This window comes from Sediminibacterium salmoneum NBRC 103935 (assembly GCF_000511175.1).
In the GTDB taxonomy this organism is placed as follows: Bacteria; Bacteroidota; Bacteroidia; order Chitinophagales; family Chitinophagaceae; genus Sediminibacterium; species Sediminibacterium salmoneum.
Genome location: NZ_KI866530.1, coordinates 524,046 through 535,021 on the forward strand (window position 1 = coordinate 524,046; position 10,976 = coordinate 535,021).

At 41.5% G+C, this 10,976-nt stretch carries 11 protein-coding genes; 2 read left to right on the plus strand and 9 right to left on the minus strand.

What is annotated here, in order from left to right; genetic code table 11:
- Positions 1 to 11: 11 nt before the first annotated feature.
- Genes P767_RS0102635 through P767_RS0102660 form a run of 6 tightly spaced genes read right to left on the minus strand, consistent with a single transcriptional unit; the run spans position 12 to position 4,320 of the window.
- Positions 12 to 740: a DUF3575 domain-containing protein gene (locus P767_RS0102635; protein ID WP_026763297.1), complete on the minus strand. Its 729-nt coding sequence runs from the start codon at positions 738 to 740 to the stop codon at positions 12 to 14.
- Between the two features lie 21 nt (positions 741 to 761).
- Positions 762 to 1,172, minus strand: a complete 411-nt coding sequence (locus P767_RS0102640) for an RrF2 family transcriptional regulator (RefSeq protein ID WP_026763298.1) — start codon at positions 1,170 to 1,172, stop codon at positions 762 to 764.
- A 19-nt stretch (positions 1,173 to 1,191) separates the two neighbouring features.
- Positions 1,192 to 1,914, minus strand: a complete 723-nt coding sequence (gene dapB / locus P767_RS0102645) for a 4-hydroxy-tetrahydrodipicolinate reductase (protein WP_026763299.1) — start codon at positions 1,912 to 1,914, stop codon at positions 1,192 to 1,194.
- Positions 1,915 to 1,924: 10 nt separating this feature from the next.
- Complete coding sequence (locus P767_RS15470; protein ID WP_051417020.1) at positions 1,925 to 2,584, minus strand: DUF5683 domain-containing protein; 660 nt, start codon at positions 2,582 to 2,584, stop codon at positions 1,925 to 1,927.
- A 6-nt stretch (positions 2,585 to 2,590) separates the two neighbouring features.
- Complete coding sequence (locus P767_RS0102655) at positions 2,591 to 3,517, minus strand: ParB/RepB/Spo0J family partition protein (protein WP_026763300.1); 927 nt, start codon at positions 3,515 to 3,517, stop codon at positions 2,591 to 2,593.
- A 2-nt stretch (positions 3,518 to 3,519) separates the two neighbouring features.
- Positions 3,520 to 4,320 carry a ParA family protein gene (locus tag P767_RS0102660; protein ID WP_026763301.1) on the minus strand — a complete coding sequence of 267 codons (801 nt, stop codon included), beginning with the start codon at positions 4,318 to 4,320 and terminating at the stop codon, positions 3,520 to 3,522.
- A 113-nt stretch (positions 4,321 to 4,433) separates the two neighbouring features.
- On the opposite strand from P767_RS0102660, the gene P767_RS0102665 reads away from it, so the two are divergent.
- Positions 4,434 to 5,687: a metallophosphoesterase gene (locus tag P767_RS0102665; protein WP_026763302.1), complete on the plus strand. Its 1,254-nt coding sequence runs from the start codon at positions 4,434 to 4,436 to the stop codon at positions 5,685 to 5,687.
- Here P767_RS0102665 and P767_RS0102670 read toward each other — a convergent pair.
- Positions 5,684 to 5,959, minus strand: coding sequence for a TIGR03643 family protein (locus P767_RS0102670; RefSeq protein WP_026763303.1), 276 nt, complete (start codon positions 5,957 to 5,959; stop codon positions 5,684 to 5,686). The genes P767_RS0102665 and P767_RS0102670 overlap by 4 nt on opposite strands.
- Before the next feature lie 86 nt (positions 5,960 to 6,045).
- Here P767_RS0102670 and P767_RS0102675 point away from each other — a divergent pair, with 86 nt between their 5' ends.
- Positions 6,046 to 6,621 (plus strand): porin family protein, encoded by a 576-nt coding sequence (locus P767_RS0102675; protein WP_026763304.1) that lies wholly within the window; start codon positions 6,046 to 6,048, stop codon positions 6,619 to 6,621.
- A gap of 13 nt (positions 6,622 to 6,634) precedes the next feature.
- Here P767_RS0102675 and P767_RS0102680 read toward each other — a convergent pair whose 3' ends face one another.
- Together P767_RS0102680 and glmS are read right to left on the minus strand one after the other, a co-directional pair.
- On the minus strand, positions 6,635 to 8,851 hold the full coding sequence (locus tag P767_RS0102680; RefSeq protein WP_051417022.1) for a DUF4954 family protein: 2,217 nt from the start codon (positions 8,849 to 8,851) through the stop codon (positions 6,635 to 6,637).
- Between the two features lie 5 nt (positions 8,852 to 8,856).
- Entirely contained in the window at positions 8,857 to 10,695 is a 1,839-nt protein-coding gene (gene glmS / locus P767_RS0102685) for a glutamine--fructose-6-phosphate transaminase (isomerizing) (RefSeq protein WP_026763306.1), read from the minus strand.
- Between the last annotated feature and the right edge of the window lie 281 nt (positions 10,696 to 10,976).

The window sequence follows — 10,976 nt, forward strand, 5'->3', positions numbered from 1 at the left end:
GTGTTGTTTGCTTAGAAACGAATTCCCAAACCAATATTAATGGCTCTGATACCTGCCCATGGTCCGTCAGATTGAATTTGAGCGCCATTGCTGTTTACGGTATTGGTAAACTTGAAAGGCTTGGCATCAATTTCATCCAGGTTCTTCTTCAGTTCAGTCTGCTCAAAAGGAGAAAGCGGGGTATTAAAATTCAAATCACCCTTGCTGGTTCCGTAGTGACCGCCAATAATCTGGAAATCGAATACCAACTTGGTAGGAATCTGGAACTGATACCCAATCATTAAACCTGCGCTGGTACTTTTAATTTTCCCGTTAAATACCGCTTCCTTCTCTACCAATGGTGAAGTAGATGCCGTGTATTTAATGGGTGCTCCTAAATCGAAAGTTGCGAAACGAACATATGGAGCCAGATAAAATCCCTTCATTCTGCCCATGCTTAAATAAAAGCGCAATTCAGGAGTGATAGCTGTATTGCCAATCTGGAAATTATCCAGGTTGATATCGTTGCTGTTAATGGCTTCTTTAAACTGGTCTTTAAAAGGAAGAGCGCCTTTGCTCATGGTTCGGTAACTTAACGAGAAAGAAATATTTTTCGTTAAACTTCTTTCATAGGTAAAATGGAGATTTCTGGCAGCCATAGAACCTACATTCCATTTGATGATATTTTTACCACCAATTAATTTTTGTGCATCTGCTTGCAGGAATGGCAGGAACATGGCCAGTACAAGTAACTTTTTCATTTTGTTTGTTTGTGGGTTAACTTAAGAAATAACGAGGTCTGTAATTTTTTTGTTTTCTAAAATTGTAAGTGTTTGATCTCTTACCTGAACCATTGTTTTATTCAAGCCGCATTTCTCCTCATTGCAATCTTCACATTTTTGGTAAAAATTCAAACTAACACAGGGCAATAAAGCAATTGGACCTTCCATCAGTCGCATAATGGTTGCCAGAGAAATGGTGTCCGGAGCTGCATTATAAAAATAACCACCCCCTTTTCCTTTCTTACTGTTCAGTATGCCTGCTTTTTTTAATTCAAGCAGAATGGACTCAAGAAATTTCAGGGGGATTTTCTTTTTGTCTGCTATCTCTGCTATTAAAAAAGGGCCAGAATGCTGTTGCTCTGCCATAAAGGTAAGTGCTTTAAAAGCATATTGCGTCTTTTTTGATAGCATAAGTGGATTATTTTATATCCTAAGATAAGCCCAATACCTGCTTCATTGTGAAAATACCTTTCTTTCCAACTGCATATTCTGCAGCTTTCACGGCACCTCCCGCAAATCCGGTTCTGTTGTGTGCTGTATGGATGATTTCAATATCATCTATGGCCGAACTGTATTTTACATGGTGGGTACCCGGAGCAGGATCTATTCGTTCAGAAACAATATTGAGGTGATGGGTTTCTTTAGCGGCCATATCATTGGTCCATTCAAGCTTTCTTTCAATCATGGCCAGTATCTGTTCTGCCAGACTGATGGCGGTTCCACTGGGGGCATCCTTTTTCTGCGTGTGGTGTATTTCCTTCAGGCTTACATCATAGTCAGGATAGTTCTCCATTAATGTTGCCAGGTACTTATTCAGTTCAAAAAACAAATTCACGCCAATGCTGAAATTGCTGGAATAAATTAAAGTGCCATCAACGGATGTACAATAGTTGGCTACTGAATCCCATTCTGCCAGCCATCCTGTAGAACCACTTACTACGGGAACGCCAAACTCCAGGCATTTGCGAATATTATTTACCGCACTATGTGGCCCGGTGAATTCAATAGCAACATCGGCTTTGCTTAGATTTTCTTTGGTAAAATCTGCTGCATTGTCCAGGTCTATTCTCAGTACTACTTCATGACCCTGGCTAAGTGCAATGGCTTCAATGGCTTTGCCCATTTTGCCGTATCCAATTAATGCAATTTTCATAGTAGTTATTTTATCGTGCAATGGCCAAAGGCTTCTTGCTTTTTTCTTTAACAGTGAATTGTAAGGATAATCCCGGTGTTCGTGTAGCCGGATTCAACTGGGGTTGAATATGCATACTCAAGCTATTGCTTACATCAAAATGTCTGAGGTGCCCGAATACCGTGGCATCCACCACCTGTAATCCCCATGCAAGCAAAAACCACAGAATGGAATAATCACGGTCGCGGCGAAATGCATTCCGATAGTTCTGCATAGAACCAATCGTTAATCCTCTCAGCTCCGGATCAATGGCTGCAATATCAGAACTGTCTCCGGATTGTGCTTTAAATAAAGCTTCGTAAGCAAACTTGGTTTTATTGTAATAAGAATTATTGTAAACAAATGTAGCTGCCGGTATGCCCAGTACCCCATATACCAACGGTATCTTCCAGTATTCGCGGTTATAGGCCTGGCCCCAACCAGGAATCAGTGCCGACCTGCGGGTAGCTTTTTGCGGAACATGGGTCAATAGCCAGATAGAGTCTCTTATTTTCTTCTTCAGTTTTGATTGTTCTTTAGGGCTCAGTTCCGGCACTAGAACAACCTTTGCACTATCGGTAACCGTTTGTGCAAAAGCGCCTTTTGATCCTGCAAGAACCAAAACCAAAACAATCAATAATTTCTTGAACATGCCAGTTTAACCCACGGTTATATTCATCAAATCCAGAATCTTATTCAGCTCATCCAGTGAGTAGTATTCTACAGAGATACTTCCGTATCCCTTTTTGTTATGCGTCATTTTAACTTTAGTGCCAAAATGAGAAGCAAGGTTGTCTTCAATTTTCTGATAGGCAGGGGGCAAATCATTTTTTGCACCACTACCAGCAGCAGCACCAGATTTATCGCCCTTGTATAATTTTCTAACCAGTTCTTCGGTCTGACGAACACTCAATTGCTTTTGTTGTATTTCCTTGAATACATACAATTGCTTGTCAATGGTATCAATATTAATCAAAGCTCTTGCATGACCCATGGTAATGCTGCCATTGCGAACAGCTGCCTGAATATCCGGTGGTAATTTCAACAAACGGATATAATTGGTAACCGTGCTTCTTTCCTTTCCCATTCTCTCTGCCACTTGTTCCTGGGTATAATCCAGTTCTTCCATCATGCGTTTAAAACTCAAAGCCGTTTCAATGGCATTTAAGTTCTCACGCTGAATATTTTCCAGTAAAGCCAGTTCCAGTAATTGCTGGTCGTTGGCCTGTCTAACATAGGCAGGAACATCTTTTAATCCGGCTAATTTAGAAGCCCTGAATCTTCTTTCCCCTGCAATCAGCTGGTACTTTCCGTTGGGTAATTTGCTAACGGTAAGCGGCTGAATGATATCGTGCATTTTAATTGAGTTCGCCAATTCCTGTAAGGCTTGCTCATCAAAATCTCTTCTGGGGTTCTTTGGGTTAATTTGAATATCCGCCAAAGGAATACGCGCACTGGTAGTTACCTGTTCAACTACTTCACTCTTTAAACTACCAGAGGTATTCTTTAAATCGGTATCTATATTTTGCAGTAAAGACCTAAGTCCTTTACCAATCAAGTCTTTACTAGGTTTTGGATTACTCATAATTATTCAATAATTCTTTCCTGGTTAGAAATTTTAGTCATGCCGTTGTTCTGTAGAATTTCCTTGGTCAGGTTCAGGTAATTCACGGCACCCTTGCTTTCTGCATCGTATAAAATCACGGGTTTCCCAACGCTGGGGGCTTCGCTCAAACGGGTGTTTCTATGGATGATGGTAGCAAATACCATATCGTCAAAATGGCGACGCACTTCGCTTACCACCTGATTGCACAAACGCAAACGACCATCGTACATGGTCATTAAAATACCTTCGATCTGCAAAGCAGGATTCAAACGGTTTTGTACAATTTTAATGGTGTTCAGCAATTTGCCCAAACCTTCCAATGCAAAGAATTCGCATTGTACAGGCACAATTACACTGTCGGAAGCAACCAAAGAGTTCACTGTAATCAACCCTAAAGAAGGAGAGCAGTCGATGATGATAAAATCGTAACGATCGCGAACCGCATCCAGAATATTCTTCATCACATTCTCCCGGTTCGGGTAATTGATCATTTCCAGTTCCGCTCCCACCAAATCAATATGAGAAGGAATCAGGTCTAAATTGGGAATATCACTTTTTAAAATCACTTCATTGGCAGTTACACTGTTCACCATGCAGTCGTATAAGCTATTGGTGATATTGTGCAGGTCGAAGCCCACTCCGGTTGTACTGTTGGCCTGGGGATCTGCATCCACCAGCAGGGTCTTGTATTCCAAAACAGCCAGACTGGCTGCTACGTTAATTGCAGTGGTTGTTTTACCTACTCCGCCTTTTTGATTGGCCACGCCAATAATTCTTGCCATAGTTGCTTTTCCTTTTCTCGGTTGTCAAAAATACGGCATCGGATACAGCTCTCAAACAATATTATCCGATCGCTGTTATGGAGGGTGCTTATCTTTACCTATTATATTAAAATATGCGCAGTACAGGGACTTTGTTTTTTATAGCGGCCATTATGGTTTTGCTTGACTTTTATGTGTATCAGGCGGTTAAAACCGTAACCCAGCCGCTTTCTGAAAGAGCCCGGATGTATATCCACTTTGGTTTCTGGCTGGTATCTGTGCTTACCATTTTTTCCCTGCTGGCATTTCCCTTTGTTCCGGCCCTACAGCAGTCTAAAATCTTCCGGAACTATGTTTTTGCCGTATTAGCGGGCTTGTTCATTGCTAAATTAATTGCTGCAACCATTTTTCTGGTGGATGATATCCGCCGCGGAGGCTGGTGGGCGCTGGTTAATATCTACAAAAAAACCGGGGGACAGTCGTTGGGAGACGGATCTATGGTTTCCCGTTCTGTTTTTCTTAGCTGGATAGGGTTGGGACTGGGTTCCACGCTGTTTGGCACCATGCTCTGGGGATTTAAAAACAAGTATAATTACCAGGTAAAAAAATTAAAATTGTCTTTCCCGAATTTGCCTGCGGCTTTTGAGGGATTAAAACTGGTTCAAATTAGTGACGTTCACAGTGGCAGTTTGCAGGACGTGAAAGAAGTGAATAAAGGGATTGATCTGATTCTGGCTCAGAACCCTGATCTGATTTTTTTCACAGGAGATCTGGTGAATGATAGGGCTACCGAGATGGATCCGCTGAAAACCAGTTTTGCCCGTTTACAAGCCCCATTGGGTGTTTACAGTTCATTGGGCAACCACGATTACGGTGATTATGTGCAATGGCCTTCGGCTGCAGAAAAGCAAGCCAATTTGCAGGCCTTAATGCAGGTGCACAAAGACATGGGTTGGCAATTGTTGATGAATGAACATAAAGTGTTAGAAAGAAACGGAGAAAAAATTGCGGTCTTGGGTATTGAAAACTGGGGAGCCAAGGGCCGTTTCCCCAAATACGGAAAAATGGAGGAAGCCGTGACAGGAACAGAAGATATTCCTTTTAAACTCTTACTCAGCCACGATCCCAGCCATTGGGATGCACAGGTAAAAAAGCAATATCCCGATATTGATATCATGTTTTCAGGACATACGCATGGAATGCAATTTGGCCTTGAGAATCCGTATTTCAAGTGGAGCCCGGTAAAGTGGATGTATAAGCAGTGGGCTGGTTTGTATGAAGATGGCGCTCAGAAATTATATGTGAACCGTGGTTTTGGATTCATCGGTTATCCGGGCAGGGTGGGTATCATGCCGGAAATAACTGTGATAGAATTCAGCAGGGCTTAGCGTTTCGAAATTTTATTCATTGATATCGCACGCTGCATACTGCATTTAAAGCGGTTAATACCTTTTTCGCGCAGGTTCTGGTGTTTGGTGCTACGCCCATTCATGCGTTTGCGCCACATTCTGAAGCTGGAGGCTTTGCTGTTCTGGCGCATGAATTCAATCACTTCTTTTTCAGACAATCCAAACTGAAATTCAATGGCTTCAAAGGGGGTACGGTCTTCCCAGGCCATTTCAATAATGCGGTCCTTGTCTTTTTCATTTAGCAGTATCATTTTATTTTAACATTTCAAGTGTAACATTGGTTCAGGTTTCTGCGTCTATGGCATATAAATTGTTTTGATTCACTTAAACAAAATGTATGCGTAAGATTTTATTTGTTGCCTTACTGGTATTTTCCGGAACATTATTGCACGCGCAAACCGGATTCAGATTAGGGGTTAAAGCAGGTGCCAACCTGAATAAGATAGATGGTCAGTCTTTTGATCAGGGATTTAACTTTTCTTATCATGCCGGGGCTTTTGCAGAAATTGATTTTGCAAAGCGATGGGGAATACAGCCCGAAGTTATCTGGAGTCAGACAGCTACCAAGCCCGCAACCAACCTGGACGCCATTTACACCACTTTGCCCACCAATGTAAAACTGGATTATTTAATGGTTCCTATTTTGTTGCGATACAGCCCAATTGGCTTGTTGAGTTTTGTAGCAGGTCCTCAGTTCGGGGTGCTTATTAACAAGAACGAAAACTTATTAAGCAATGGACAACAGGCATTTAAATCCGGCGATTTCTCCATGGTACTGGGTGCACAGGTGAATTTAAAAGTATTGCGTATTTATGGCCGATACAATATTGGCTTGCAGAATATCAATGATTTTACCGACCAGCAAAAATGGAATACCCAACAGGTTCAGCTAGGACTTGGTTTGAAATTTTAATACCCCCCGATATTTATACCCCCAGGTGTTTTTTGAGAGAACTGATTTCTTTTTTAAAAGATTTCAGTTCTCCTATTTGTTCCTTAATGAAACTGTTGTCTTCCAGTTTCCCGACCACTTCATTCATTTCAGCAAAACTTTCATAAACCATTTTACGGAATGGATTGCTATAGTCTTTGGCTCTGGAATCATGAATGCCCTTGGTCATCCATTCCATTGTAGAAACAGCGCTGTTTAATAAATAATTAACCTGGTGTTTGTCTAACTGATGCAAAGAGAGTTCTGTTATTTCACTCAGTGTGGCAAGCCCATGAAGGCATTTCTGCTCTTCGTATAACTCTCCTTTGGCTGCATATTGCGCATGCAAATCGTCCCAGCCTTTGATTTTTCCTGTGGTAATTTTTTTGCGTAATTCAGCAAGGTCAGCAGCGGGCATTAGTTGACCGCCCAGGTTAACCCATGGGGTTCTGCTTAGTTTTTTAGGAATACGTTTGGCTAATGATTCAATGGAATCGGGAGTATTTTTACCAATCAGACATAGCAGTGATTTAACGCCATAAAACAACAACACATCTTCGAATACTTTATAAGCCTGACGCACTTTAACCAATACGGTCTTGCGTTTGCTGTTTTCTATGTCGCTGGCAGTAATTTCCAGTGTGTCCACCAGTTTGTTATTGCTCTTTAAAAGTAGTTTCCCAACAGCTATTGCTTCTACCGTATCATGGTCCGATTTTTTCTCAGAACGCAGATAGGCTTGCCCTGTATAGAGTTCCAGCTTTTCAAGTGCGGTGAAAATTTCATTCACACTATCCGGTGCCAGGTAATCGTATTCTAGTTTCTGTGTTTTGTCGTGACGTTTGTCTCTTTGTCCGTATTTGCCGGCATTGCGGGCCAGTGCGTACATATTATACAGGAACCAATAGGCGGGCATGATGGTAAGCTGATCGTTCTTGGTATCATTGCTGATTAAACAAAACGGAATCGGCACATTTAATTCTGCCGGATAATCGCCTTTGTTAATCATAGTGAAAGAGGCAAAAACAGAATTGTGTTTCAGGCTAACACAAAGTCCTGGCCAGAACCCACGTCCCATAATAATTTCACCATCAGCGCTTCTGCTGTTGTGGTTAGAACCAATGGTGGCGCCAGCCGCAATATTGCTTTGTCCCATCACCAGAGCGGCACAAAGAAAAGAGTTGTTATGGTGTTGCTCGTGTGCCGGGAAAATAAGCGAATTCAACACTTCGCAACAGGAAATGGTGGCATTCTGTCCCAGGTAAGAGTTAATTAACCTTGCACCATATTTCAATTGCGAATGATCGGCCATGATAAAACGAACGGCTTTAACGCCATAGAAAATACGGCAACCATAGCCAATATTTCCATTCACCATTTCACAACCTTCACCAATCTGGGTGCGTCCTTCAGGACCTGAATTCACCGTAAGATTCTTGAGTTTGTTGGCTCCTTTAAAATAGGCATCGGAACCAACCCAAACATCTTTGATAATATTACAATTCTTAATGACGCTTCTGTCGCCCACTTTACCATAATAGCCGCGCTTATTGTTGAATTTCTTTTCAGTAAACTCAATGAATTTTTGTTGCAACGCTTTATCGTCTCTGTAACGGCTCCATAAAAACGCATCACCGGGTAACATGCCATCAAAGGGTAATACTTTTCTTCCGGTATTTTCATTGCAGATTTCAAGCCAGATGCGCACTTCTTCAGATTCTCCGTCTTTAATAATACCGTTACCAAACTTAGAGTGATTGGTAGTAACCAATTCATTTACGTTGGTAATAATGGCTTCGCTGCCAATGATATAATGGGAGAGATAGTTAACGTTGTTGATGACAACATTGTCACCAAAATCGCAACTGATAATGGTTGAATTGTACAGGCCTACCGGGGTTTTTAAATCGCTGAATCCCAGGTAGTACGGTTCCAGTTTCCCTATTCTTACCAGTCCGTGGAATTTACAGTTTTTTACGAGATCCGGATTAAAAGCATCCGATACTAAAATTTGATTCCAGTTATCGGTGGTATTACCATTGCGTACCAGTTGCTCAATTTCATAAGCAGTAAGGGTTCGGTAATGAATACCGTTTCTCATCTGCATATTGCGCAGATAATATTCATCCTTACCCTTTGGTATATGATGGTCTTTTATAAATCCGTAACCTAAAGCATCAAGGGGGGTCTTGGTGATATTATTTTGCGCCATATTTTTTATTCAACAGTTACACTCTTAGCTAAGTTTCTTGGCTTGTCTACATCCAATCCTTTGTAAAGACCTACATAGTAGCTCAACAATTGCAGCGGCACAACACTCAATAGGGGAGCAATGGCTTCGTCTGCATCAGGAACAAACATGACATCATCGGCCATGCCAGGAATTACTTCATCGCCTGCAGTAGCAACGGCTAAAACCTTTCCTTTACGGGCTTTGATTTCCTGAACATTCGAAACAATTTTCTCGTAGTAAGAATCTTTGGTTGCCACAAAAACTACCGGAAGATTTTCATCTACCAATGCAATCGGGCCGTGTTTCATTTCAGCAGCAGGATAACCTTCTGCGTGTATATAGGAAATCTCTTTTAGTTTCAATGCGCCTTCCAATGCAACAGGGAAATTGTATCCTCTTCCTAAGAATAAGAAGTCAGAAGCATCTTTATACTTCTCGGCAATGCGCTGAATATTGGAAGTATCCGCTAATATCTCCTTAATCTTTTCAGGAATCGATTCAAGGTCGTGCATCAATTGAGCGTAACGATCTTTAGACAATGTGCCTTTTGCATAACCAATCTTCAATGCCATCATCATCAACACAGCCAATTGCCCTGTAAATGCTTTTGTACTCGCAACCCCAATCTCAGGGCCGCTATGGGTATAAGCACCCGCATGGCTTAAACGTGCAATAGAACTACCCACCGCATTAACTACACCAAAAATGAAAGCGCCTTTTTCTTTCGCACTTTCCAGCGCCACTAATGTATCAGCAGTTTCACCACTTTGCGAAATCGCAATAATTACATCGCCTTTGTGTATCACCGGATTTCTATAACGGAATTCAGATGCGTATTCAACTTCTACCGGAATGCGGCAGAATTCTTCAATTAAATATTCCGCAATCAAACCTGCATGCCAGCTGGTTCCGCAGGCTACAATCATAATGCGGTTGGCGTTAATGAACGCTTCCATATTGTTTTCAATTCCGCCCATCATGATCTGTAAACTCTGTGGCAATAATCTACCTCTTAAACAATCATGTATGGTGCTGGGTTGCTCATGAATTTCTTTCAGCATGAAATGATCATAACCGCCTTTTTCAATAGCCGCCAATTCCATATCGAGCTTGGTGATAAATGGCGTTTGCTTTTCATTGCCCAGGTTTTTCAGAATCAATTCATCTGGCTTAACAATGGCAATTTCATAATCGTTTACGTACACTACTTCCTTAGTGTATTCAATAATCGGTGAAGCATCACTAGCTAAAAAATGTTCTCCCTTGCCAATGCCAATTACCAATGGACTTCCTTTACGCGCCGCAATAATGGTATCGGGTTCATCTTTGGAAATCAATAAAATACAATAGGCACCTACTACACGCTTCAGTGCAATGCGTAGCGCCTCTTCCAGTGAACAGTTGTTATTGATTTTAATGTCTTCAATAAAATTCAACAACACTTCCGTATCGGTATCACTTTTAAAATGATATCCCTTCGATTCCAGTTCTTTTTTAATCTGTGTATAGTTCTCAATAATGCCATTGTGAATCATGGCCAGTTCACCACTTTGAGACTGGTGCGGATGTGCATTACGGTCACTGGGTTCTCCGTGCGTAGCCCAGCGGGTATGTCCAATGCCGATATTTGCGTGAACATCCTGACCAATGGCGGCTTCTTCCAGCTCGGCCACTTTTCCTTTTTTCTTATAAACTTTAATTTGCTTGTTGTTCAGCAGCGCAACGCCTGAACTGTCGTAACCTCGGTATTCTAATCTTTTCAGGCCTTTTAACACAATAGGATAGGCCTCTCTTGGTCCTGTGTAACCAACAATTCCACACATAATAAATGACTATTTGGTCACAAGTTTAATTATATTTAATGAATAAATGATTGTTTTGCAAGAACTTGCGGTTATGCACGAATTTACTTTTTAAGTATGCCGTTTTTTGCGGGAATAAAAACAAATTATGAAAAAGAATAGTATTCAAAGCTTAGGACTGTTTAAGTTGTTACTGGTATTGGGGATGGTTGTTTTCGGTTGGATTACAACTGTTGCGCAATCGACCACCGTATGGATTGTTCGTCATGGTGAAAAAGACACAGCTATGGCCACCAGGGCCA